At 33.2% G+C, this 23565-nt stretch carries 25 protein-coding genes; 11 read left to right on the top strand and 14 right to left on the bottom strand.

Annotated features, from left to right (window positions below; translation table 11 throughout):
* The first annotated feature begins 229 nt into the window (after positions 1-229).
* The 3 genes from ffh to PQ463_RS14350 all read left to right on the top strand — a co-directional run bounded on the left by ffh (position 230) and on the right by PQ463_RS14350 (position 3949).
* Complete coding sequence (ffh, locus tag PQ463_RS14360; protein ID WP_095929402.1) at positions 230-1594, top strand: signal recognition particle protein; 1365 nt, start codon at positions 230-232, stop codon at positions 1592-1594.
* Positions 1595-1731: 137 nt separating this feature from the next.
* Complete coding sequence (locus tag PQ463_RS14355; RefSeq protein ID WP_111379962.1) at positions 1732-2619, top strand: bifunctional 5,10-methylenetetrahydrofolate dehydrogenase/5,10-methenyltetrahydrofolate cyclohydrolase; 888 nt, start codon at positions 1732-1734, stop codon at positions 2617-2619.
* A 403-nt stretch (positions 2620-3022) separates the two neighbouring features.
* Positions 3023-3949 carry a magnesium transporter CorA family protein gene (locus PQ463_RS14350; RefSeq protein WP_111379964.1) on the top strand — a complete coding sequence of 309 codons (927 nt, stop codon included), beginning with the start codon at positions 3023-3025 and terminating at the stop codon, positions 3947-3949.
* Between the two features lie 435 nt (positions 3950-4384).
* On the opposite strand, the gene PQ463_RS14345 is transcribed toward PQ463_RS14350, so the two are convergent.
* Positions 4385-4510 carry a hypothetical protein gene (locus tag PQ463_RS14345; RefSeq protein WP_274254279.1) on the bottom strand — a complete coding sequence of 42 codons (126 nt, stop codon included), beginning with the start codon at positions 4508-4510 and terminating at the stop codon, positions 4385-4387.
* Between the two features lie 254 nt (positions 4511-4764).
* On the opposite strand from PQ463_RS14345, the gene PQ463_RS14340 reads away from it, so the two are divergent.
* From PQ463_RS14340 to PQ463_RS14330, 3 genes are read left to right on the top strand one after another with little or no spacing between them, the layout of a single operon-like run.
* Positions 4765-5379 carry a hypothetical protein gene (locus PQ463_RS14340; protein WP_274254278.1) on the top strand — a complete coding sequence of 205 codons (615 nt, stop codon included), beginning with the start codon at positions 4765-4767 and terminating at the stop codon, positions 5377-5379.
* Between the two features lie 4 nt (positions 5380-5383).
* Positions 5384-5674 (top strand): winged helix-turn-helix domain-containing protein, encoded by a 291-nt coding sequence (locus PQ463_RS14335; RefSeq protein ID WP_008464519.1) that lies wholly within the window; start codon positions 5384-5386, stop codon positions 5672-5674.
* Positions 5675-5733: 59 nt separating this feature from the next.
* Positions 5734-7122, top strand: coding sequence for a DUF4153 domain-containing protein (locus PQ463_RS14330; protein ID WP_274254277.1), 1389 nt, complete (start codon positions 5734-5736; stop codon positions 7120-7122).
* A gap of 33 nt (positions 7123-7155) precedes the next feature.
* Here PQ463_RS14330 and rluF read toward each other — a convergent pair whose 3' ends face one another.
* The 5 genes from rluF to PQ463_RS14305 all read right to left on the bottom strand — a co-directional run bounded on the left by rluF (position 7156) and on the right by PQ463_RS14305 (position 11417).
* Positions 7156-7989, bottom strand: coding sequence for a 23S rRNA pseudouridine(2604) synthase RluF (rluF, locus tag PQ463_RS14325; protein ID WP_274254276.1), 834 nt, complete (start codon positions 7987-7989; stop codon positions 7156-7158).
* Positions 7990-8111: 122 nt separating this feature from the next.
* Complete coding sequence (locus tag PQ463_RS14320; protein WP_274254275.1) at positions 8112-8459, bottom strand: antibiotic biosynthesis monooxygenase family protein; 348 nt, start codon at positions 8457-8459, stop codon at positions 8112-8114.
* Between the two features lie 37 nt (positions 8460-8496).
* On the bottom strand, positions 8497-9369 hold the full coding sequence (locus tag PQ463_RS14315) for an alpha/beta fold hydrolase (RefSeq protein WP_274254274.1): 873 nt from the start codon (positions 9367-9369) through the stop codon (positions 8497-8499).
* A 170-nt stretch (positions 9370-9539) separates the two neighbouring features.
* The gene (locus PQ463_RS14310; RefSeq protein ID WP_091496387.1) at positions 9540-10319 is read right to left on the bottom strand and encodes a zinc ribbon domain-containing protein; all 780 of its coding nucleotides are present in this window, start codon (positions 10317-10319) and stop codon (positions 9540-9542) included.
* Between the two features lie 3 nt (positions 10320-10322).
* Positions 10323-11417, bottom strand: coding sequence for a Nif3-like dinuclear metal center hexameric protein (locus tag PQ463_RS14305; protein WP_274254272.1), 1095 nt, complete (start codon positions 11415-11417; stop codon positions 10323-10325).
* A gap of 213 nt (positions 11418-11630) precedes the next feature.
* On the opposite strand from PQ463_RS14305, the gene PQ463_RS14300 reads away from it, so the two are divergent.
* The 3 genes from PQ463_RS14300 to lpxK are packed head-to-tail and all read left to right on the top strand — an operon-like array spanning position 11631 to position 13158.
* Entirely contained in the window at positions 11631-11873 is a 243-nt protein-coding gene (locus PQ463_RS14300) for a DUF2683 family protein (RefSeq protein WP_274254271.1), read from the top strand.
* Positions 11849-12130: a Txe/YoeB family addiction module toxin gene (locus PQ463_RS14295; protein ID WP_274254270.1), complete on the top strand. Its 282-nt coding sequence runs from the start codon at positions 11849-11851 to the stop codon at positions 12128-12130. Before PQ463_RS14300 ends, PQ463_RS14295 begins: the two co-directional genes overlap by 25 nt.
* Positions 12131-12135: 5 nt before the next feature.
* Positions 12136-13158, top strand: coding sequence for a tetraacyldisaccharide 4'-kinase (gene lpxK, locus PQ463_RS14290; protein WP_274254269.1), 1023 nt, complete (start codon positions 12136-12138; stop codon positions 13156-13158).
* A 24-nt stretch (positions 13159-13182) separates the two neighbouring features.
* On the opposite strand, the gene PQ463_RS14285 is transcribed toward lpxK, so the two are convergent.
* The 3 genes from PQ463_RS14285 to lipA all read right to left on the bottom strand — a co-directional run bounded on the left by PQ463_RS14285 (position 13183) and on the right by lipA (position 17349).
* Entirely contained in the window at positions 13183-15354 is a 2172-nt protein-coding gene (locus PQ463_RS14285) for a tetratricopeptide repeat-containing hybrid sensor histidine kinase/response regulator (RefSeq protein WP_274254268.1), read from the bottom strand.
* A gap of 29 nt (positions 15355-15383) precedes the next feature.
* Entirely contained in the window at positions 15384-16379 is a 996-nt protein-coding gene (gene gap, locus PQ463_RS14280) for a type I glyceraldehyde-3-phosphate dehydrogenase (protein ID WP_111424495.1), read from the bottom strand.
* Positions 16380-16482: 103 nt separating this feature from the next.
* Positions 16483-17349, bottom strand: a complete 867-nt coding sequence (lipA, locus tag PQ463_RS14275; RefSeq protein ID WP_274254267.1) for a lipoyl synthase — start codon at positions 17347-17349, stop codon at positions 16483-16485.
* Between the two features lie 298 nt (positions 17350-17647).
* Here lipA and PQ463_RS14270 point away from each other — a divergent pair, with 298 nt between their 5' ends.
* Together PQ463_RS14270 and PQ463_RS14265 are read left to right on the top strand one after the other, a co-directional pair.
* On the top strand, positions 17648-18520 hold the full coding sequence (locus PQ463_RS14270; RefSeq protein ID WP_274254266.1) for a M48 family metalloprotease: 873 nt from the start codon (positions 17648-17650) through the stop codon (positions 18518-18520).
* Positions 18521-18719: 199 nt separating this feature from the next.
* Positions 18720-19595 carry a M48 family metalloprotease gene (locus PQ463_RS14265; RefSeq protein ID WP_274254265.1) on the top strand — a complete coding sequence of 292 codons (876 nt, stop codon included), beginning with the start codon at positions 18720-18722 and terminating at the stop codon, positions 19593-19595.
* 58 nt (positions 19596-19653) lie between these two features.
* Here the strand turns inward: PQ463_RS14265 and PQ463_RS14260 are convergent, their stop codons facing one another.
* From PQ463_RS14260 to PQ463_RS14240, 5 genes are all read right to left on the bottom strand, one after another.
* On the bottom strand, positions 19654-20034 hold the full coding sequence (locus tag PQ463_RS14260; protein ID WP_095929421.1) for a PH domain-containing protein: 381 nt from the start codon (positions 20032-20034) through the stop codon (positions 19654-19656).
* 62 nt (positions 20035-20096) lie between these two features.
* Complete coding sequence (locus PQ463_RS14255) at positions 20097-20834, bottom strand: DUF4184 family protein (RefSeq protein WP_274254264.1); 738 nt, start codon at positions 20832-20834, stop codon at positions 20097-20099.
* A 90-nt stretch (positions 20835-20924) separates the two neighbouring features.
* Positions 20925-21752, bottom strand: coding sequence for an energy transducer TonB (locus tag PQ463_RS14250; protein WP_274254263.1), 828 nt, complete (start codon positions 21750-21752; stop codon positions 20925-20927).
* A gap of 158 nt (positions 21753-21910) precedes the next feature.
* Positions 21911-22462 carry an RNA polymerase sigma factor gene (locus PQ463_RS14245; RefSeq protein WP_111424500.1) on the bottom strand — a complete coding sequence of 184 codons (552 nt, stop codon included), beginning with the start codon at positions 22460-22462 and terminating at the stop codon, positions 21911-21913.
* Complete coding sequence (locus PQ463_RS14240) at positions 22453-23559, bottom strand: glycosyltransferase (protein ID WP_274254262.1); 1107 nt, start codon at positions 23557-23559, stop codon at positions 22453-22455. The genes PQ463_RS14245 and PQ463_RS14240 overlap by 10 nt, the downstream gene beginning before the upstream one ends.
* Between the last annotated feature and the right edge of the window lie 6 nt (positions 23560-23565).

Here is a 23565-nt window from a genome sequence, read left to right as displayed (position 1 = left end):
TAAAATGATTTTTTTTCTCTCGCAGATTTAGCAGATCAAACAGATTTTAAACTGTTAAAATAAAAGTAATCTGCTAAATCTGCGAGAGAAAAATAATTCGAGAAATTAGAGTAATTCGTGGCAAAAAAACTTTGTGTCTTAGTGCCTTTGTGGCAAAAAAAGCATTTAAATAAAAATTGCCTGAAATATCTAATTAGATTATCTTTGCACTTCATATAAAGAAAATGATATGTTTGATAATTTAAGTGATAAGTTAGATAAAGCGTTCCATATATTAAAAGGGCACGGTAAAATTACAGAAGTAAACGTTGCCGATACCTTAAAAGAAGTTCGTCGTGCATTACTTGATGCCGATGTTAACTTTAAAATTGCTAAAGATTTTACAGCAAGAGTTAAAGACAAAGCAATTGGTCAGGACGTACTTACAACCTTACAGCCAGGACAATTATTAGTAAAACTGGTAAAAGATGAGTTGACAGAATTAATGGGTGGAGATGTTGCTGGTGTTAACTTATCAGGAAATCCAACTGTGATTTTGATGTCAGGACTTCAAGGTTCTGGTAAAACGACTTTCTCTGGAAAATTAGCAAACTTCTTAAAAACTAAGAAAAACAAGAAACCACTTCTTGTAGCCTGTGATATCTACCGTCCAGCGGCGATTAATCAGTTGCATGTTGTGGGAGATCAAATAGGTGTTGAGGTTTACTCAGAACCAGAAAATAAAAATCCCGTAGAAATTGCTCAAAATGCAATTAAACACGCTAAAGCAAACGGTTTCAATGTTGTTATCGTCGATACAGCAGGTCGTTTAGCAGTAGATCAGGAAATGATGGACGAAATTGCACGTGTTCACAAAGCAATTCAGCCACAAGAAACATTGTTCGTTGTAGACTCTATGACAGGACAAGACGCTGTAAATACAGCAAAAGCTTTCAACGATATCTTGAACTTTGATGGAGTTATCTTAACGAAATTAGATGGTGATACTCGTGGTGGAGCGGCACTTTCAATCAAATCGATTGTAAACAAACCAATCAAATTTGTTGGTACTGGAGAAAAAATGGAAGCAATTGATGTTTTCTATCCAGAACGTATGGCTGAGCGTATCTTAGGGATGGGAGACGTTGTGTCTCTTGTTGAAAGAGCTCAGGAACAATTTGACGAAGAAGAAGCAAGAAAACTTCAAAAGAAAATTGCTAAAAACGAATTTGGTTTTGATGACTTCTTAACGCAGATTCAGCAAGTGAAGAAAATGGGTAATATGAAAGACTTGGTTGGAATGATACCAGGTGCTTCAAAAGCGATGAAAGACGTTGAAATCGAAGACGACGCTTTCAAACATATCGAAGCGATCATTTATTCGATGACGCCAGGAGAAAGAAGCAAACCAGCCATTATCGACGTAAAAAGAAAAGCCAGAATCGCAAAAGGTTCAGGAACTAAAGTCGAGCAAGTAAATCAGCTGATGAAGCAGTTTGACCAAATGAGCAAGATGATGAAAATGATGCAAGGTCCAGGCGGAAAAAATCTGATGAAAATGATGGGAGGTATGAAAGGGATGCCGGGTGGTATGCCAGGAGGAATGCCGAAATAAAATAAGAAAAGTTTCAAGTTTAAGGTTTCAAGTTAAGAGACCAAAACTTGAAACTTTTTCACTTAATATATAAAGAGTTTCGTTTTGACATGAAACCTGAAACTTGAAACAAAAATTAAAACCTGAAACAACACACAATGCAACTACTAGACGGTAAAAAAACATCTAACGACATTAAAAACGAAATTGCAATCGAAGTTCAATCTATAAAAGCAGCTGGAGGAAAAGTGCCTCATTTGGCAGCGGTTTTAGTGGGAAACAACGGAGCAAGTTTAACTTACGTAGGAAGTAAAGTAAAATCATGCCAAGAAATTGGTTTTGATTCAACTTTAGTTGCTTTGCCAGAAACGATTACAGAAGACGAATTATTAGCAAAAATTAAAGAATTAAACGAAGACGACAATCTAGACGGATACATCGTTCAATTGCCTTTGCCAAAACATATCGACGAACAGAAAATTTTATTAGCAATCGATCCAGACAAAGATGTTGACGGATTCCACCCAACAAACTTTGGTAGAATGGCACTTGAAATGGAAAGTTTTATTCCAGCAACTCCATTCGGAATTATGGAATTGTTAGAGCGTTACAAAGTAGAAACATCAGGGAAACATACTGTTGTAATAGGTAGAAGTCATATCGTGGGACGCCCAATGAGCATCTTGATGAGCCGTAAAGGAAATCCTGGAGATTCTACAGTTACATTGACTCATAGCCGTACTAAAGACTTAGCAGAATTCACTAAAAATGCCGATATCATTATCACAGCTTTAGGAGTTCCAGAATTCTTAAAAGCAGATATGGTAAAAGAAGGAGTTACGGTTATCGACGTTGGAATTACACGCGTAGATGACGCTTCAAACCCAAAAGGATACGTTATCAAAGGTGATGTTGATTTTGACGGAGTAAGCAAAAAAGCATCGTTCATTACGCCAGTTCCTGGTGGAGTAGGACCAATGACAATTGCGATGTTGTTAAAGAATACACTTTTAGCAAGAAAAATGAGAAGCGCAAGAAATAAATAATATTGCGTCAAAATATATTCTAAAGCCTGTTCTATATAGAACGGGCTTTTTTATGGAATTAGCTTAAAATTTTTAAACACATAGAAACATAGAATTTGAATTCTAAAAAAGAATACAAAAGAGAAACAAATTTCTCCAACATAGTAACTTTACCTCTAACTATGTTTGTTTTAATAAGTGAAACGCCTTTTCTACACACGGAATATCTATGTTTCTATGTGTTTAAAAACCATTTTAATATATAATTAATAGTTTAAAGTTTCGGTTCTTAAAAATAAAGGATACTTTTGCAGCACTTTAAAAAATAACACTTCTCCAAATGGACGATTATTATTATTCGTTAGTATTAAATTAAGCAGCTTTTGAAATTTCAAAATGCTGCGCTAAAAACCTGTATTTTGAAATGAAAGCCTTTTACACAAACAACAACGGATTAGTAGAAATCCAAAAATGGACTTCAAATTGCTGGATTCACATCGAATCTCCAACAGAATCAGATAAAAATTATTTATTAGAAGAGCTTCAACTTCCTGAAGCCTTTTACAATGATATAGAGGATATTGATGAAAGACCTCGTATCGAAATCGAAGACGGTTGGACTTTGATTATTATGCGTATTCCCATTAAAAGTGGCGACGTAAAAATTCCTTTTCATACCGTTCCGCTCGGAATCATTTTTAAAGAAGATATTTGCGTAACTATCAGTTTTTATAAAACAGAAATCATAAAAGATTTTGTAGCTTATTCTCAGCGTAAAAACATCGATATAGAAGATAATTTCAACTTAGTTTTAAGATTGCTTTTATCATCGAGCGTTTGGTACTTGAAATATTTGAAACAAATTAATCATAAAATAAAACTGGCAGAAGATAATTTAGAGAAATCTATCAAAAATGAAGAATTGCAAGCCTTGCTTCAAATCGAAAAATGTTTTGTATTCTTTATCACGTCGCTAAAAGCAAATGATGTTTTATTCCAAAGAATCAAAAACTTAAAAGCGCACAAAGCCAATTACGATCCAGAATTATTAGAAGATGTCGAAATCGAGTTAAACCAAGCGCAGGATACAGCCAATATCTACAACAACATCTTAACCGGAATGATGGATGCTTACGCTTCTGTAATCTCCAATAATATGAATAATATTATGAAACAGATGACATCCATTTCGATCATTTTGATGATTCCAACCCTAATTGCTAGTTTGTACGGAATGAACGTACCAAACGGTCTAGAAGAAAGCAAATATGGGATCTGGATTCTGCTTTTAATTTCAATTATTCTATCTTCTTTTGGAGTCTTTTTATTCAAACGCAGAAGATGGTTCTAAAACTTTAAATTTATGTAAAGCCTATTCGTTAAGAATGGGCTTTTTCGTTTTTATATTTTGGGCGTGACCCCAACCCATTGAGAGGGCAAATATACTTTGCGCTTATACGCCCTCTCAACGTGTCGGGGTCGGGCTATCCGCGCTACTTCGGTAGCATGCTCCTATCCCTCACGCAACTTTTCGGAGAGATATTGGATATCTTTTAAAAATCTAGTCCCTACGGGACAAAAAAACGACGTAAATTATTATTCTACCAATATTTAATCTCTCCGAGATAACTCCGCTAGGAGTTAAATATCGGTAGCTACCCAGCCATTTTTAAATCTGTACAGATAACTCCGGTAGGAGTTAAATATTGGTAGCTATCCGGTCATTTTTAAATCTGTACAGATAACTCCGGTAGGAGTTAAATATTGGTAGCCATCCGGTCATTTTTTAATCTGCACAAACAACTCCGCTAGGAGTTAAATATCGGTAGCCATCCAGCCATTTTTTATCTGCATAAACAACTCCGCTAGGAGTTAAATATCGGTAGCCATCCAGCCATTTTTTAATCTGCACAAACAACTCCGCTAGGAGTTAAATGTCGGTAGCCATCCAGCCATTTTTTATCTGCATAAACAACTCCGTTAGGAGTTGAATATCGGTAGCTAAAATTATTAATGCCAGAATAGAATATCCCATAGGGATTACACATTTCAAAGGAAGAGAATACAGATCAAGATATAAATCAATTTTATTTTCAATTATTTTTTCAAGTTTTTACTTGCCAATTCAAAATAAATAATAACTTTGTATCGCAAAGTACTTTAATTATGAATCAAAAGCACCAAGAAGATTTAGCACATATTCGTTCCATGATGGAGCGCTCTTCAAGATTTATATCGTTAAGCGGACTTTCAGGAGTTTTCGCAGGTCTTTCGGCTTTAATTGGTGGAATCTATGTATACCAGTTGTTCAAGGCAAATGGAATGGATTATTTAACTGACGAACATAGATTGTATTCTGCCAATTTAGTTTCAGAATTATTCTGGATAGGAATTGGAATTTTAGTTTGTGCATTTGCATTCGGAATCTTTTTTACCATTAGAAAAAGCCGAAAATACAACTTGCCAATTTGGACGTCTGCCACCAAGAAAATGCTTTTCAATTTGGCGGTTCCTTTGTTTGCAGGAGGTGTTTTCTGTTTGGCTTTAATGTATCACGGATACTTTGGGTTGGTTGCGCCATCTACTTTGCTGTTTTATGGTTTAGCGCTTATTAATGCAGAAAAATATACTTTTTCTGATGTAAAATATTTAGGTTTCTGCGAACTTTGTTTAGGATTAATTGCTCTTTTCTATATCGGGTATGGGTTGATTTTCTGGATTCTTGGATTCGGAATTCTACATATCTTATACGGATTAGTAATGTTCAAAAAATATAAATAATTGAATGGGAATTATTGACAAACTAAATAAAGATTTCGAAAGCCGTGTCAGACTGGGTATCATGTCCGTTCTGATGGTTAACGACTGGGTAGATTTTACCGAGATGAAAACGCTTTTGAATATCACCGATGGTAATTTAGCAAGTCATTCTTCTGCACTGGAGAAATCCGAATATATCGAAATTAAGAAAGAATTTGTGGGCAAAAAGCCGAAAACATCTTATCAAGTAACACCGCTAGGCCGCGCGGCGTTTAAAGAACACCTTTCTTACCTCGAAAAATTAATGAAATCTTAGAAACTAAAATTTTTTATCTAAAAACTTTGAATTACAAAGTACTTTTAAAAATTAAAATCATGAAAAAACATCAAATTATCTTCGCATGTACAGCGGTTTTTATACTGCTTTTTTACAACGAATCTGTCGGAATCAATATTTCTATTTTTGGCGTTTTGCTGACGCTTTTAATTAGCTATTTCTTTCAAGAAAAGTTAGTTGACAGATCACATCTTATTTTGGTTATGACTTCTATTTTATCTTGTTTTGCTTTTGCTTGGTATGGAGATGCGGCATCGTTTTTTGCTTTAGCATTATCAATTTTATTTTTGCAATTCAAAACTCATGATGGAGAGCTCAAAACGATACAAATCTTTCCATTAATAATTTTAAACGGATTTACATCAGTAGGACGTATTTTTCTTTTCAGTCAATGGCTTCCAGAAAGAAAAATTCATAACGATTTTGCTAAAAAATTAGTGGCGTTTGTTATTATTCCAGTCATTTTTCTTGGTTTGTTTTTTATCGTTTATTCTTTTGGAAGCGATCATTTCTCTTCATTATTTACAGATTATGAGTTAGATATCAATCTACCGCAATTAATTGCAATGTGCATTTTAGGATTTTATATTTCGTTTAGTTTTTGGAATTACTGGGTTCCAGATGCTTGTTACGAATTCAATCCGAAGCTAAACAATGATTTTAGTGATATTTCTGAAGTCAAAAATCAAAGTACATTTTCGTTTCTTGATTTGGACTTCGAAAGAAAAAGCGGGGAAATCACATTGTTTCTTTTGAATATTATGCTTTTAGTTTTTATTGGAACTTACAACTACGAGCAATTTTTTGAAGTTGTAGAAAAAACAAACTTAAGCGCTGACACACACGAACGCGTAAATGCTGTAATTTTTTCAATTCTAATGGCAGTTGGCGTAATCTTATTTTACTTTAAAGGTGGATTTAATTTTGATGAGAAAGCTAAATCTTTAAAAAACTTGGCTAAAGTTTGGCTTGCATTAAATGTGGTTTTAATTGTAAGTGCTATGATTAAAAATACAGAATATGTTTCTTTTTATGGTTTAACGTATAAACGTCTTGGAGTTTATGCTTTTTTAATCTTGGCTATTATCGGATTGTCAGTTTCATTTCAGAAAATAAGAAAACAAAAAACGAATGCTTATCTTTTCAATCAGATGGTTTGGTACTTTTATGGAACAATTCTTTTATGCAGTTATGTGAACTGGGGAAGTTTAGTGACTAATTATAATATTTCTGTGAACAAAGGAGTTGAACCTGTTTTTTTAAGTGGTTTGAATTTTAATGATGATATCCGTCGTGAATATTTCAAGCAAAATAATTTAGATGGGAAATATACAGAAGGAGTAAGGGAAGAATTGATTTCAAATTATCAAAATTCAAGTTTTTTATCGAAAGCTTTGTATTATGATTTTTTGGATAAAAAGAAATAACAAAAAATCCCATTCAAACGAATGGGATTTTCTTTATTTATTATCTCCTCTTTTTTTAAATCTAGGATCATGTTTTGAGATAAAGTTTTTTCTTCTAGTTGGAGTTGCACTTGAAGCTGAACTTTCTACTTTAGGAAAACTTGCTTCTTCCGTTTTACTAGAAGGTTCAATTAACTGATTCAATTCTTTTATTTCAGCATCGGTTAAATCTCTATACCTTCCAACAGGAACATCCAAAGATATATTAATGATTCTAATACGTTTTAAGGCTGTAACTTCATAACCCAGATATTCAGACATTCTTCTGATCTGACGGTTTAATCCTTGCGTTAAAATGATTTTGAAAGTGTATTTGCTAATTTGCTCTACTTTACACTTTTTAGTAACTGTATCCAGAATTGGAACACCATTTCCCATTCGTTGAATAAAACGTTCAGTAATAGGTTTGTTTACCGTAACAGTATATTCTTTTTCGTGGTTATTTCTAGCACGAAGAATTTTGTTTACAATATCGCCATCATTAGTCATAAAAATTAATCCTTCACTGGCTTTATCCAATCGTCCAATTGGAAAAATACGTTTTGGATAATTAATATAATCTACGATGTTATTTTTAACTTCTAAGTTGGTAGTACATTCAATTCCTACAGGTTTATTGAAAGCCAGATAAACCATTTTTTCGTTTTTCTCTACGATTAATTTTCCATTAATACGTACTTCATCATCTGGAAAAACTTTAGTCCCCATTTCAGCCACAGCGCCATTTATTGTTACGCGTCCTTCTTCAATTAATTTATCAGCTTCGCGACGAGAACAATAACCTGTTTCACCAATAAATTTATTAAGACGTTTTAAATTTTCTTCCATACTGCAAAAGTAGACAAAAAAAAAGATTTTAGATTTCAGATTTTAGACTTTAGATAGGCAAAACTTAGAACCTTGAAAAAAAATCTTTGTCCCTTTGACCCTCTGCACCTTTGAACCTTTTTTTACGAATCATAAAAAATCGAACTATCTTCAGGTGTTTCTTTTCTGTCGAACATTCCGTAGTCACGAACTACGGTTGCAATTCGTAAATGATAATCTTTAAAAACTTCATTTCTGCCTTTTGCCTGTGCCACACGATGCATCTCGAGATTTCTCCATTGTTGAATACTTTCTTCATCTCTCCAAAAAGATAAAGACAAAATTTTTCCAGGATCAGCTAAACTCTGAAATCTTTCTATCGAAATAAAACCATCAATATGGCTTAATTCAGGTTTTAAATTTGCAGCGATATCTAAATATTCTTCTTTCTTTCCCTCGTTGGGAATGACTTCAAAAATTACAGCAATCATTTTAATTTTAGATTTTAGATTAAAAAAGCTTAGAATCTTAGCGACTTAGCGGCTCAGAAACTTCAGAAAATAGAAACTCAATCACTTTATCATACAATTCATCATCATGCATTCCGTGACCTAAACCAGTGGTTTCAATAAACTGGCTATTTTTCCAATTGCTTGCTATTTTTTGTCCTTCGGCGAAAGCCACAATTTTATCAGAAGTATCGTGAGCAATGAATCCAGGAATAGTAAATTCGGATGCAAATTTTTGTCCTGAAAAATCTTCTAGTTTAAAGTTGAAACGATTTATGAATTTAGTTTCTAAAAGCGGAAGCATTTTTCTGTTCAAACTCAGCATTGCGATATAGTTATCAATCAAAGTTTTTAAATCAGAAGGAGCGCCAAGAATAACCATTTTGTTGATGCTGGTATTCGGAAACAAATATTGATGATAAACGCAGGCAGCACCGCCGATAGAATGTCCAATAATAATTTCTGGCTGATATTTCTCAACTGCTTTATTGATAAATTCAGCGTAAAGCGGAACATTAAATTCTTTTCCGCTGCTTTGTCCATGAGCAGGAGCATCAATTGCAATAATGGTACTTCCTGATTTTTGAAGATGTGGTAAAGTTTTTTTCCAGCGAGAAGCATTGCTTTCCCAGCCGTGAACCAAAAGTATCTTGGTCTGATTTCCTTTCCAAATGTAAGTTTGAAAATGGTGTTCGTTATGATGAAACGTTTCTGTTTCTGTATGTCTCAAAACTTTTGGCAGCTCTTCTTTTTTTAATCTGCCAATTCTAGGCTGGCTAAAAAGAGCATAAGAAAGTTCCATGGCTTTTTGCGGACGAACATAACTCAAAAAATTAATGTAAGATCCAACCGATTTTAATGTGATGAACCGAATTCCTTTTTTAATTCCCAAAACTTAAATTTTTTTCTAAAGGTAAAAAAAGGTCTGCCACGAATTACACAAATGACCACGAATTTTTATTCTCAGCATTATAGATTAAAAAAATAATTTGTGCAAATTCGTGGAATTAGTGGCAAAAATAAACGCAAAAAAAAGTCCCGATTTAATCGGGACTTTGATATTTAGAATTTTGCGAACAATTGTTCCATTTTTTCTTTTTCTTCTTCAGCTAATTGCGTATCAACTAAGATTCTTCCAGAGTGCTCATCAGTGATGATTTTCTTTCTTGAAGCAATTTCAACCTGAGTTTGAGGTGGAATTGTAAAGAAAGATCCAGCAGAAGCTCCTCTTTCGATAGAAACTACAGCCAATCCGTTACGAACACTGCTTCTGATTCTGTTGTAAGCAGCCAATAATCTGTCTTCGATTTGTGCAGCATACTCAGCAGATTTCTCAGTTAAGAAAGTTTCTTCTTTCTGAGTTTCAGCCATAATAGCATCTAATTCAGATTTTTTATGTTTTAAATGAGAGCTTTTAGCATCAAGTTTTTCTTTTAAGTTAGAAATAACTTCTTTTTTGTGCTCAATAGAAGCTTTCATTTCTTTGATTTGCTTTTCAGCCAATTGAATTTCTAATTCTTGAAATTCAACCTCTTTTGTTAAAGAATTAAATTCTCTGTTGTTACGTACTGATTCTTGTTGTTTTGTGTACTTTTTAATCACCTCTTTATGCTCCTCAATAGCAATTTTCTTTGCTTTGATTTGCTCCTCAATCACTTCAAGTTCACCTTTCAGTTTCTCTGAACGAGTGCTCAAACCTGCAACTTCATCTTCTAAATCTTCAACCTCTAAAGGAAGTTCTCCTCTAACGTTTCTGATTTCGTCAATTCTAGAGTCAATAAGCTGTAAGTCGTATATTGCTCTTAACTTGTCCTCAACACTTAATTCTTTCGTATTCGTCATATTTTATAAGTACTTAACTGGATTTGTATTTTCTTCCGATAAAATGATTGCAAAATTAAGAATTTTTTTTCGAAGATAATCAACAATATAATTTTTTGTATAGCGTTCGCTCTCAAAATGACCAATATCTGCTAAAAGTAACTTGTTTTCGGCTTCGTAAAATTGGTGATATTTTAAATCGGCTGTCAAAAAAGCATCGGCTCCAGCTTGAATTGCATTTTTTATGGCAAAACTTCCTGAACCTCCTAGTACAGCGACTTTTTTTATTTTTTTTTCTAAAAAAGCAGAATGACGAATTCCATCGGCAATCATTTTATCTTTTACAAAGTGAAGAAATTCTTGTTCATCCATTTCAGTTTCAAATTCACCAATCATTCCCAAACCAATATTTTGATGTGAATTTTCAAGATTATAAATTTCGTAAGCTACTTCTTCGTAAATATGATTCGCAAAAAGTGCTTTTAAAATGCGGGATTGCAAGTGTTTTTCAAAAGTAACTTCAATTTTTATTTCCTGGGTTTCGGTTAGTTCATGACGTTCACCAATTACGGGATTACTTTCAGAGTTTCCTTTGTAAGTTCCAGTTCCCTCTGAGTTAAAACTGCAATTATCATAGTTGCCAATTGTTCCTGCGCCAGCTTCAAATAATGCTTTACGGACTTTATCCGTATTATCTGGAACGGTATAAGTAATTAGTTTTTGAATGAAATTCTGTTTTGGAATTAAAACTTTGGTATTCACTAAACCTAATGCATCACAGAAAATTTTATTCACGCCTTGAGAATGATTGTCGAGCGCGGTATGAACGGCATAAATGGCAATATCATTTTTAATTGCTTTTAAAATAGCGCGTTCTACATAATTTTTACCCGTAATTTTTTTAATTCCTGAAAATAATATCGGGTGAAAACAAACTACCAAATTGCAATTTTTAGCAACCGCTTCATCAATTACATTTTCTAAAGCATCATGGCAAACTAAAACACCAGCACTTTCAGTTTCCGAATTGCCAACTAAAAGTCCAACGTTGTCAAAATCTTCGGCGTAAGCCAAAGGTGACATTTCTTCAAGAACTGCGATTATTTCTTTAATTTTCATTTTAAGATTTGTTTCAAGTTTTAGGTTTCATGTTTCAAGTTCTATTACTTGTGCCAAAACCTTGAACAAATTAACGAAAAAAAATACAGTTTCATAAATCTGGCTTTTGAGTGTCTTCATGAAGTGATTTGATTTTGTATATTTGCGTAATTAATAAAATATTAATTTTTAATAATTTATTAATTGTAAGGTTATAATTTAATTTAGTAAGTCATGACTACAATAAAAATTAACGAACGTACGAAGACAGGAAAAGCATTTATGGAAATGTTCGAAGCTTTTTTTAAGGGTCTTGATGGCATTGAAGTTGTCGAAACGAATGAATATGGGCAGGTTAATGAAGAAAAGAGTACTTACAATCCAGAGTTTGTAGAAATGGTTTTGAAATCTGCCAAGGATAAAAAAAGTACAGAAATAAATCCTAATGATGTATGGGGAAGTTTAGGATTGAAATAAAAGAATTAGCTAAAAAACACATTATTCAGCATTATAAATCAGGAGATAGAAAGAGTATTAAAAATATCGAGAAAATTCTTTTAGAGCTTTCTGAAACACCTTTTGAAGGAATAGGTAATCCTGAGCCTTTAAAGTATGAACTTACTGGTTTTTGGTCGAGACGAATAAATCAAAAAGACAGAATGATATATTATCTAGAAGATGATACGGTGACAATTTTTGTCGTTTCTGCAAAAGGTCATTATTCAGATAAATAACTTCTATGAACATACTTCGAAAAATACTTTTCCCATTCGCTATTTTATACGGATTTATAACTTCGATCCGAAATTTCTTTTTTGATAAAGGGATTTTAAAATCGACTTCATTTGATCTTCCTGTAATTGCAGTTGGAAATTTGAGCGTGGGCGGAACTGGGAAAACGCCGCAAATAGAATATTTGATTCGTTTATTATCTGATAAATATAAAGTGGCAACTTTGAGCCGTGGTTACAAGAGAAAGTCAGAAGGTTTTGTTTTGGCCAATGAAAATTCGAACGCTGAGATTTTAGGAGATGAACCTTTTCAGTTTTATCAAAAATTTCCAAATGTTATGGTGGCGGTTGATGCCAATCGCACAAATGGAATTCAGCAATTGCTTTCTCAAAACGGAAAACCAGAAATCATTTTATTGGATGATGCCTATCAGCACCGAAAAGTAAAAGCTGGATTTTATATTTTACTGACTTCCTATGGAGATTTATACTCAGATGATTTTATGCTGCCAACAGGAAATTTGAGAGAGAGTAGAAGTGGGGCAGAAAGAGCCAGTATAGTGGTTGTTACAAAATGTCCGAAAATTTTAACGGAAGAAGAACAAACTGAGATCAGATTGAAATTGAAGTTAAAAACGGCACAGCAAGTCTTTTTTACTTTTATAGATTACGATATGGTAGTTTATGGCAAAAGCGAAAAAAATGCAGTTAGCGATATCAAATCAGAACCTAAGCTATTGTTGGCGGGAATTGCAAAACCAAAACCGTTTTTCGATTATTTAAAAAATGAAAGTGATGAATGTCTTACTTTTCCAGATCATCACCATTTTTCTGATGCAGATTTAGATTCGATAAAAATCAAAGCGAACGGAAGAAAAATAATTACAACCGAGAAAGACTACGTGCGATTAAAAGACTCAGAATTGGTTGATCAATTGTATTATCTGCCAATAAAAAGCTCTTTCATTAACCATCAACAAGACTTCGATACTACAATTTTAGAGTATGTAAAAGAAAACTTAGAACCTTAGTATCTTAGCATCTCAGAACCTTAGCTAATTAAAAAACTTAGCAATAGTGCTGTAGAATACGTCTGGGACAAAAGGTTTTGTAATAACATCATCCATCCCGAAAGAAAGAAGCATATCTCGATTTTCGTCAAGCGAAATAGCCGTTAAAGCGATAATTGGAGTTGCTTTATCAAATTCGCGAATTAATTTCGTAGCCGTCGTTCCGTTAATCCCAGGAAGATGCACGTCCATTAAAATCATATCAAAACGTTTGACTTTTAAAAGTTCTACAGCATCTTCTCCATTGTCAACAATCTCGCAGGTAATGTTTTTGTTCTCCAACATTTTACGAGTGATCATCTGATTGATTTTGTTATCCTCAATCAATAAAATAGATTTGTTTTTCAATTGTTTGTCGTTATAAGGTTTTACTTCTTCGATTACTTCCAATGGTTCGTTGTTAATTTTGAAATTTAATTTGAAGGTAAATGTAGAACCTTTGCCAACTTCACTTTTTAGTTTTATTTCACCTCCTAAAAGTTCTATCAATTTTTTTACAATGGTAAGACCAAGACCAGTTCCGCCGTATTTTCTGTTTACTTCTATAGAACCTTGAGAAAAACTTTCAAACACAGATTGAAGTTTGTCTTCAGGAATTCCAATTCCAGTATCGACGATTTCGAAATAAACCGTTGCATCTTCTCCTTCTTGCGAATACAGTTTTGCAATAACATTTACATGTCCGTTCTGAGTAAATTTTAAAGCATTGTTGATTAAGTTTAGTATGATCTGAGATAATTTGGTAGGATCTCCAATTAAATTGTCAGGAATCGCTTTATCTATCTCTAAATTAAAGTAGTTTTTGTTGGCCGTTGCCAGCTCTTTTAATGAACTTTGAATATTAAAAAGCAATTCTTTTAAGTTAAAGCTAATATTTTCAACTTCAACTTTAGTCGAATCAATTTTATTAATTTCTAGAATTTCATTGATAAAAGTGGTTAAATAGTTTCCAGAGAATTTTAAAGACTCTAAGTATTTGAGCTGTTTTTTCTTTGGTTTATCTTCGAGTAGGATATGAGTTATCCCGTTAATGGCGTTCAACGGCGTCCGGAGTTCGTGGCTCACAGTCGAAAGAAACTCAGATCGAGCTTTGGATGCTTTTTCCGCTTTGTTTTTGGCTAAAATTAATTCCTTGTTTTTTTCGCGAAGCAGTAAATTGTTCTGATTTCTTATAATATTGTTTTTGTACAGAGCCAAACTCAAAAGCGATAGAATAGAAATTAAGGCAATTGCCAAAATGCTGACTAGCTTGGAGTAGCGATAGGTTTTAAGCTGAAACTTTTCTTCGTTTTCTTTTTTAATAGTATTGTTTAATGATTGATTTTTTTTGAATTTTTCATATTCGTCCAAATCAATTTTGGCATTTTTTAATTTTAATAGATAATTTTCAATCTGATAATGTTCGTCTAAGTAAGAATAAGCTAAATCATAATTTTTATTTTGTTTATAGTATTGGCTTATCGCTAATACAATTTTCGATTTTTTTGGAAGATCACTAATTTTATCATTATAATCTAACGCTTTATCAAAATATATAATAGCCGAATCATTTCTTTTGAGTTGCCCTTCAATTAAACCAAGCTGATAATACGCATCAATTTTTGTTTTTATAATTGCGTTATTATCTGGTTTTTGGGTAATTATTTTAAAAGTTTTTACAGCTGATTTAAGATCGTTGTTCGTTTTAAAAGCCAAAGCCTTTTGATAGTTTAAAACTTCTGCATTGTCTTTAATGTCTAGCTGTTTTAATAAATCTTGAGCTTTTGAATAATAGACAGTAGCTGTTTTATAATCTCCTTTGGCGGTATTGGTTACCGCGATATAATGCAGAGCCAAAACTTTTGTGCAGCTAGGTTTTAAGGTGTCAAATAGAGAAACTGTTTTGTGGAAGTTTTTTAAGGCATCTTCAAATTTTCTCTGATTGTAATAGATTTTACCAAGTTTGAAAGTCTGATTGGCTAGGTTCTCTTTTTTGCCATTTTCTTCACAAAAATTAATTGACTTTTCTGTGTAAAAAATGGCCTGATTGTACTTTTTACTGTTCAGATTAGTATTTGCAAGCTTGTTATAATAGGTCACGCTATCCGTATTCTTTTTGGCTTGAGAATACAAAAACGAGTTAAAAAAACAAACAACAATAAAAAGACAGTATTTCATGTATGGCAATGCTTTTACAATGAATCTTATTATTTTCTTATCAGTAAAATTAAATCAATCAATCTTGATGAATAGCCAATCTCATTATCATACCAGCCTACAACTTTTACCATTTTGTCAATAACCGAAGTTAGCTGAGCATCAAATAAACAAGAATGCGTGTTGCCAATTACATCAACCGAAACAATTGGATCTTCGGTATAATCTAATATTCCTTTTAAATTTGTTTTTGAGGCTTGTTTAAATGCTTTATTTATTTCTTCAATGCTTACAGCGCGTTTTACATTGAAGGTTATGTCTGTTAATGAACCGTCTGGAACTGGGACTCTGATGCCACAGCCACCCATTTTATTGTGCAATTTAGGAAAAATTTTTGTTAATGCCTTAGCTGCACCTGTAGTTGTTGGAACAATCGACTGGCTAGCACCTCTCGCACGACGCAAATCCTTATGTGGCTGGTCGTGAAGACTTTGGTCTGTCGTGAACGAATGTATAGTCGTAATGTAAGCTTGTTCAATTCCGCATAATTCTTCAATGATTTTAATCATCGGAGCGGCATTGTTTGTGGTACAGCTTGCATTTGAAACTATATCTTCATTTCCATCCAAAATATGTTCGTTTACACCAAGAACTACTGTTTTTATAGTATCAACTTCTGATGGAGCAGAAAGGATTACTTTTTTTGCTCCAGCTTCAAGATGCGCATTTAATTCTTCATGCGTTTTATATTTACCTGTCGATTCGATTACAATGTCAATCGAATGCGATTTCCAGTCTATATTTGAAATGCTTTTTTCGTGAAAAAAGAAAAAATGCCTTCCGTCTACAATGATGCTATTTTCGTCATGACTTACTTCAGCTTTCAAAACGCCATGAATACTGTCATATTTAATTAAATGCGACATGGTTTTGTTATCTGCAATGTCATTTATAGCAACGACTTCGATTTCAGGGTGATTTAAAAGCAATCGGAATAAATTTCTTCCAATTCTTCCAAATCCATTAATGGCAATTCTTGTTTTCAATTATTTGGTTTATTCGTTTAATCGTTAAAATCGTTTAATTGTTTTAAACCGTTAAACGTCTCTGCGATTAAACGATTAACCAGTTAAACGATTAATCTGAAATTTATAAAATATGTTTTTGTGCTTTGTAAGAAGAACGAACAAGAGGTCCGCTTTCGACATGTCTAAAACCTAAATCAAGACCAAATTTTTCATATCTGGCAAATTGTTCAGGCGTGATAAATTCTTTTACAGGAAGATGTTTTTTACTTGGCTGTAAATATTGTCCAATTGTTACAACATCAACATTTGCATTTCTTAAATCAGTCATAGTCTGAAAAACTTCTTCTTCAGTTTCTCCAAGACCAAGCATAATTCCAGATTTTGTTCTGTTGATTCCTTTTTCTTTCAAATAACGAAGCACTTCTAAACTTCTGTCATATTTTGCCTGAATACGAACTTCGCGAGTCAAACGTCGTACCGTTTCCATATTATGAGAAACAACCTCAGGGTTTGCTTCTACAATACGATCAAGGTTTCTTTCGATTCCTTGAAAATCTGGGATCAAAGTTTCAAGAGTAGTTTGAGGATTCATTCTTCTGATAGCTCGAACAGTTTCCATCCAAATGATAGAACCACCATCTTTAATATCGTCTCTGTCAACGCTAGTAATTACAGCATGTTTAATGTTCATAATCTTAATAGAACGAGCCACTTTTTCAGGTTCGTCCCAATCTACTGTCTCAGGTCTTCCAGTTTTTACACCGCAGAAGCCACATGAACGCGTGCAGACATTTCCTAAAATCATAAAAGTTGCAGTTCCTTCACCCCAGCATTCTCCCATATTTGGGCAGCTTCCAGAAGTGCAAATGGTATTTAAACTATATTTATCAACTAAACCTCTAAGTTCAGTATATTTTTGTCCGATAGGTAATTTTACTTTTAACCACTTTGGTTTTGTGGTAGATATTTTTTCAGTGGCTGTTTCCATATATCAATGTTCAAAGTACAAAGATACGGAATGTAGTTTATTTTGAGATGTTTATTTGCTTTTCCTTTGCATATTATCTTTATAAAGAATATTTAAGATAATTTAATTCAAGTGTTAATAGATTGTTTTTTAATTTTTTTTAAGGTGTGTTTTTTGATTTATATCTAATATTTTAATGATGTGTTTGGTTTTTATGGAATATAAAAGTTAGGTCTTAATCTGTTACAAATTTGGCTTCTTGGGAACTCGCGAGATTTATGCTGTGCTAATTTTGCTCTTAATTTAATAGTTAAGAAACATGAAAAATAGAATAATTGTATTAGGAGTTTTATTTGCAATTTTAAGTTTTACCAAAACAAATGCACAAATACTTTCAGATAAAACTATGGGAGCTTTAGGCAAAGGCGTTTCAGGATTTACTTTTAGTGATGCCGATGCTGCAGCTTTGGCCAAGCAGTCTATTGCGGAATTGGATGCAAACAATCCGGTTGCCGGTCCAAAAGATGGATATTCAATTCGTTTAGATCGTTTGTTTGGAAAACATACAACAAGCGAAGGAGTTACTTTAAATTATAAAGTATATTTAGTAAAAGACATAAATGCTTTTGCATGTGCAGATGGAAGTGTTCGTGTGTTTGCAGGTTTAATGGATATTATGGATGATAATCAGTTGTTGGCTGTTATTGGTCATGAAATTGGACATGTTGTTAATCATGATACGCGAGATGCCATAAAAGCGGCTTATAAAAAAGAAGCTTTATTAGATGCAGCGTCATCTCAATCAGGAAAAGTAGAAACTCTTACTCAATCTCAACTGGGGCAAATAGGGAGCGCTATGATTGATAGCAAGCATAGTAGAAAACAAGAATCTGAGGCAGATAATTTCTCTTATGATTTTATGAAGAGAAATGGTTATGATGTGAATGCTGTAGAATCTGCTTTTAGAATTCTTCAAAATTTAAGCGAGGGAGCAGAGGCATCTTTCATGACTAAGATGATGAGTTCACATCCGGATTCTGGGAAAAGATCAGAAGCGGCTAAAAAAAGAGCAACAAAAGATGGCTTGTATCATGCTTATGAGCAGCAGAAAATTGTCAATACAGCTCCTGTAACTGCAACAAAAAAGACAACCACAACAACAAAGAAAGCAAGTACAGCAAAAAAGAAATAAGCTATACATGATTCAAAAACCGGTAAACCTAAAAAGTTTGCCGGTTTTTCTTTTTTAGTATAGAATCAAAAACGGTTGTAGATTGATTATCAGCTCATAAAAATGTTATATCTTTATTTGTTGAAAAACAAGTTTTGTGTAAAATTAAAATAGCATTTTGTTATGCTACATTTGTTGTTAAATTGTAATTATAAAAAATATGAAAAAGAAATTTATAATAGTAGGACTTTTATTTACAGCATTTGGTTTAACTAAAATGACTGCACAGATTAATTTTGGAGATAAAGCAATTGGGGCAGTTCAGAAAGGAGTTACCGGTTTTACTTTTAGCAATGCCGATGCGGCAAAATTATCTAAAGAAGCTGTAGATAAATTAGATGCAGAGCATGAAATTGCAGGACCAACAGATGGTTATGCTATACGATTAAATCGTGTTTTTGGAAAACATGCAGCAGGTGACGGATTTACTTTAAACTATAAAGTTTATAAACTAAAAGAAGTAAATGCTTTTGCAACCGCAGACGGAAGCGTGCGTGTGTATTCAGGGTTAATGGATATCATGGATGACAACGAATTAATCGCCGTAATCGGACATGAGATCGGACACGTAGCAAACAACGATTCTAGAGATGCTATTCGTGCAGCTTATCAAAAAGAAGCATTAATGGATGGTGCTGCCTCTCAATCGGCAACAGTGGCAACAGTTACAGATAGCCAGCTCGGAAAAATTGGAAGTGCTATCATCGATAGTAAATATAGCCGCAAACAAGAATCGGAAGCAGATTTATTTGCTTATAATTTCATGAAGAAAAACGGTTACAATGTAAATGCTGAAGAATCTGCTTTTAGAATTTTGGCAAAAATGAGCGAAGGTTCACAAGCTTCATTTATTGATCAAATGATGAGCTCACATCCTGATTCTCAGAAAAGAGCCGATGATGCTAAGAAAAGAGCGGAAAAAGATGGTTTGTATAAACCGTATGTGCAGCAGAAAATTGTAAACACAGCTCCAGCAACAACGACGAAAAAAACAACTACAACCACAAAGAAAACAACGACGACAAAAAAGAAGTAAGCGTTATTTCTTAAATTATAAAACCCAGCAAATTTCTGTTTGCTGGGTTTGTTTTTTTTTATCCTAATACATGAAAAGCTAGAATCTTCTGCACTTCATAAACATTAACCGATTTGTTGAATTGCTTTACAATACTTGGGTGCTGTTCGCTAGAAATCCAGATTTTTAATTCGGCGTCTAAGTCAAAAGTTCCTGCAGTTTCTACACTAAATCTTGTGATGCTTTTGTAGCCAATAGATTTATATTCTGTTTTGCTTCCCGTGATTCCTTGCACATCGACTAAGATTAATCTTTTATTAGTAAAAATGAAAGTGTCGCGGATAAGTTTGAAACCCATTTCGATTTCTTCATTTGCTGTTAAAAGCTGTCCGTATTTCTTAATTAAATCTTCTTGGCTTACTGAACCTGCATTGCCAAGAATAGCTGAAAATATTCCCATTACTCTGTTTTAATTTAGTTAAAATGATTTCCGTTTTGAAGGAGTAAATGTAGTGGATTTTGTTATTTTTTCTGAATCGATTTGAATTTAATTATGAATGGAATTATTGTTATTGCAATTAAAAAAGAGGCTATAAAAGTGACAACTAAATTACCAAAGTTTAAAGCTTTTGGATTTAGTATAAATCGCATAAATAAAATTGCTGTGGTAAATAAAATTACAGAACTCCAATATAATTTATTAATCGAAATTGTAGAATTGTCTGCTATTGGCAATCCAAAGATAGATATCAATAGAATAATGCTTCCAATCAAGCTACTGAAATGCTGAGCTATTTTCCAGAACGGAATTTCTGTTCCAAAGATTGCTATCGTGTTTTTCAAAGTTTCAATTTGATTGACAAAATAACCGTGTTTATGGGTAAAGGCATCCCATAAAATATGAGAAAATATTCCGATCAGTAAAGAGATTAAAACGATAAGCCAATTTCTTTTAAAATAAACATTCCAGTTAAAATCTGTAAAAACCAGAATTCGGCTTCTGATAAATGAAGGAAGATTTTGAAATAATAGATTTCTTGTAAAATTGTGAAAAAGGAAAGTCAATAAAAGAGCAAGAGGTAAATCAAACCAAAAAATGCCGTTTAAAGTGTGACTGTAATCGCTTTTAACTTTCATTCGCAGAAAATATTCAAAATCTGGTGTTAAACTTCCAACTACTAATGCTGTTATAGAGAACCATGATTTTGGTAAATATCTCAAAGGAAGAATTATTGCTGGATGCGAAAAAGTGAAAGGCATTAAGTTGATTTTTAGTTTTGATTTAGGAATTAAATGTAACAAAAAAGCAGAACCTAAGTTCTGCTTTTCTCACTTTTCAAAATATTTATATTATTCTACTTCTGTTTTTATTGTAATAGGAAGATTGTATGCAGTTCTCACTCGTTTTCCGTCAAGAATTCCTGGAGCCCATTTTGTTTTTAATGATTTTAAAACTCTAATGGCTTCTTTCCCCATTCCGTAGCCTGGATCATTTCTAACAATAATGTCCGTAAGCGACCCATCTTTCTCAACTACAAAAGAAACATACACTCTTAGTGTTTTCTCTACGTCAAGTTCTGGTCTTTGGAAATTGTTTCCAACATACTTGTAAAACTGAGCAATACCTCCTGGAAATTCAGGTTGTTTGTCTAAAATTGCAGAAGAAACAGGCCCTTCGATTTTAGGAGCTACTGAAGCAACAACTCCATTGCCTTCTCCACCTCCTGTTGCAGGCATTGGATTGACCGCAGTTCCATTTCCATTTGCATTGTCTACAGTTGGTACATTTTCCGTGTTTGAAGCAATTTTATCAACTGCCTCTTCTGGTCTTGTCATCACTGGATTTGTTAATTGAGTTGCGTCTGTTGATTTTACAGCACTTTGCTCAACTACTGGTGCAGGCGGAGCTGGCGGCGGTGGCACAACAATTGGGTCAACGTTTACAATCGTTGGTTCGTAAATCTGAGGTTCTGGATCAACTTCAGCAGGTGAAGTCATAATTTTACTAATAAGTACCGGTGCACTTCCTAAAGCCGTTATTAACAATAAACCCATAAAGAGAGCTGTAACAGAATTTTTGGAATTCTCCTGACGTAATTGATATGCGCCGTATTCTTTGTTTTTGTTCTCGAAAACAAGATCGGTCCACTTGTTTTCATAAATGCTTAATTTAGACATAATTTTTGGGTTTTAAGGTTAAGTAACTTTAAATCATACGCAGAAAAGGTTTTAGGTTTGAGCTAACAACGTAAATGTTGTAGTTTTAATGTTGTGGAAATGTTTTTATTTTAAGAATAAACATGAGAATAGTTTATTCTTTGACTAAAGATAGTAAATTATCTGTTACGTTCGATAATTTCAGCTAATAATTTTTTAGCACGTAAAAGCTTTACTTTGACACTGCTTAATGGTTCATCAATCTTAGCGGCAATTTCCTGATAAGACATTTCCTGAAAATAGCGAAGCTGAATTACTTCTTGATAATGCGGTTTGAGTTCTTTGATGCATAGAAGCAGACGCGAAAGATTCTGTTCTTTGATTAATGCATCTTCTGCAGATGGAGTAGGGTCGGCAATGTTGTATGCCTGTTGGTCTTCGTTGTCTGTGATTTCTATAAAAAGATTGGTTTTCTTTTTTCGAAGCAAATCAATATAGACGTTTTTTGCAATTGCGATAAGCCAGGTATTAAACTGGAATTCTGAATTGTAAGAAGCAATTTTGTCAAAAGCTTTGGAGAAAGTTTCTATCGTAATATCTTCTGCGGTGGTTTCATTTTCGGTACGTTTGAGCATAAACGAATACACCTCATTCCAATAATGATCTAATAAAAAAGTAAAGGCGATCTGATCGCCTTTTTTTGCTTTTTCTATTTTAGAATTTATTTCCAATATACGGGTTTTGAAAAGATATTAGTTATAAAGATATTAATTTGCGTTAATATAAGCGCTATCTCAACAACTGGAAACCAAATTTTAATATCTTTTTCTTTTAGTTTTCCTGCGGAACATCCAACGACGGTCCATACTATTGTATAGCGCGTTGCTAAAATTGCTAATACGGCAATCCATTGAAATTGAAACGCTAATAGTATAATAACTAATAGAAAGAAAAATAATTGTGATAGGAAGAATAATCCCAGCTGCATTTTGTCAAAAAACTTGTAATGTTCTGCAGTAGAAATATGTCTTCTTTTTTGAGTGAACCATTCTTTATAGGTTTTCTTAGGTTCGGAATAGGTAAAACTTTCAGGTGTGTAACAAATAGTAGTGTTAGCTTTATTTGCGGCTTGGTTAATGAACAAATCATCATCGCCAGAACGAATCTGAATATGGTCGATAAAACCATTTACATTAAAAAACTCTTCTTTTTTATAGGCAAGATTTCTGCCGACTCCCATATAAGGAAGCCCCATTTTTGCCCATGAAAAATATTGCATTGCAGTAAGAATAGTTTCAAAGCGAATGATTTTATTTAAAAATGAGCGCTCTACTTTTTCATAACCTCCGTAACCCAAAACTATTGTTTTGTTCATGGTAAACTGCGAAGTCATAGAGGTAATCCAATCTTTAGAACTTGGGAAACAATCTGCATCTGTAAAAAGTAAATAATCTTTCTTTGCTGCCTTTATTCCAAGTGTTAAAGCGTATTTTTTGTTTCCCCAAAAAGCTTCATTGTTTTCAACTTTTACCAAACGGATATTAGAGAATTCTTTTTCAAATTCTTCAAAAACTTCAAGAGTTTCATCGCTTGATGCATCGTCAATTAAAACAATTTCAAAATCAGGATAATCTTGTTGTGCCAAAAGTGGAATATATTTTTTGACATTCTCCTCTTCGTTTTTAGCACACACAATTACAGAAACAGGAAGATTTTTAGGCTTCACGTGCTGTGGTTTGGCAAAAGCAAATTTTCCAAAAACTCCGAGATAATAAAAAAGTTGAACTGCAACAATAGCAATAAAAAAGTAAAATATGTATATAAGCATCTGATT

Source organism: Flavobacterium sp. KACC 22763, from assembly GCF_028736155.1.
Classification (GTDB): Bacteria; Bacteroidota; Bacteroidia; order Flavobacteriales; family Flavobacteriaceae; genus Flavobacterium.
The sequence above is the reverse complement of the archived record's forward strand: the minus strand, read 5'-3'. Positions and strand labels throughout refer to the sequence as shown.

Bases quoted from the DNA above. Each gene is read 5' to 3' on its own strand.
- ffh (WP_095929402.1), top strand. From the start codon at position 230: ATGTTTGATAATTTAAGTGATAAGTTAGATAAAGCGTTCCATATATTA.
- PQ463_RS14355 (WP_111379962.1), top strand. From the start codon at position 1,732: ATGCAACTACTAGACGGTAAAAAAACATCTAACGACATTAAAAACGAA.
- PQ463_RS14350 (WP_111379964.1), top strand. From the start codon at position 3,023: ATGAAAGCCTTTTACACAAACAACAACGGATTAGTAGAAATCCAAAAA.
- PQ463_RS14340 (WP_274254278.1), top strand. From the start codon at position 4,765: ATGAATCAAAAGCACCAAGAAGATTTAGCACATATTCGTTCCATGATG.
- PQ463_RS14335 (WP_008464519.1), top strand. From the start codon at position 5,384: ATGGGAATTATTGACAAACTAAATAAAGATTTCGAAAGCCGTGTCAGA.
- PQ463_RS14330 (WP_274254277.1), top strand. From the start codon at position 5,734: ATGAAAAAACATCAAATTATCTTCGCATGTACAGCGGTTTTTATACTG.
- rluF (WP_274254276.1), bottom strand. From the start codon at position 7,989: ATGGAAGAAAATTTAAAACGTCTTAATAAATTTATTGGTGAAACAGGT.
- PQ463_RS14320 (WP_274254275.1), bottom strand. From the start codon at position 8,459: ATGATTGCTGTAATTTTTGAAGTCATTCCCAACGAGGGAAAGAAAGAA.
- PQ463_RS14310 (WP_091496387.1), bottom strand. From the start codon at position 10,319: ATGACGAATACGAAAGAATTAAGTGTTGAGGACAAGTTAAGAGCAATA.
- PQ463_RS14305 (WP_274254272.1), bottom strand. From the start codon at position 11,417: ATGAAAATTAAAGAAATAATCGCAGTTCTTGAAGAAATGTCACCTTTG.
- PQ463_RS14300 (WP_274254271.1), top strand. From the start codon at position 11,631: ATGACTACAATAAAAATTAACGAACGTACGAAGACAGGAAAAGCATTT.
- PQ463_RS14295 (WP_274254270.1), top strand. From the start codon at position 11,849: ATGGGGAAGTTTAGGATTGAAATAAAAGAATTAGCTAAAAAACACATT.
- lpxK (WP_274254269.1), top strand. From the start codon at position 12,136: ATGAACATACTTCGAAAAATACTTTTCCCATTCGCTATTTTATACGGA.
- PQ463_RS14285 (WP_274254268.1), bottom strand. From the start codon at position 15,354: ATGAAATACTGTCTTTTTATTGTTGTTTGTTTTTTTAACTCGTTTTTG.
- lipA (WP_274254267.1), bottom strand. From the start codon at position 17,349: ATGGAAACAGCCACTGAAAAAATATCTACCACAAAACCAAAGTGGTTA.
- PQ463_RS14270 (WP_274254266.1), top strand. From the start codon at position 17,648: ATGAAAAATAGAATAATTGTATTAGGAGTTTTATTTGCAATTTTAAGT.
- PQ463_RS14265 (WP_274254265.1), top strand. From the start codon at position 18,720: ATGAAAAAGAAATTTATAATAGTAGGACTTTTATTTACAGCATTTGGT.
- PQ463_RS14260 (WP_095929421.1), bottom strand. From the start codon at position 20,034: ATGGGAATATTTTCAGCTATTCTTGGCAATGCAGGTTCAGTAAGCCAA.
- PQ463_RS14255 (WP_274254264.1), bottom strand. From the start codon at position 20,834: ATGCCTTTCACTTTTTCGCATCCAGCAATAATTCTTCCTTTGAGATAT.
- PQ463_RS14250 (WP_274254263.1), bottom strand. From the start codon at position 21,752: ATGTCTAAATTAAGCATTTATGAAAACAAGTGGACCGATCTTGTTTTC.
- PQ463_RS14240 (WP_274254262.1), bottom strand. From the start codon at position 23,559: ATGCTTATATACATATTTTACTTTTTTATTGCTATTGTTGCAGTTCAA.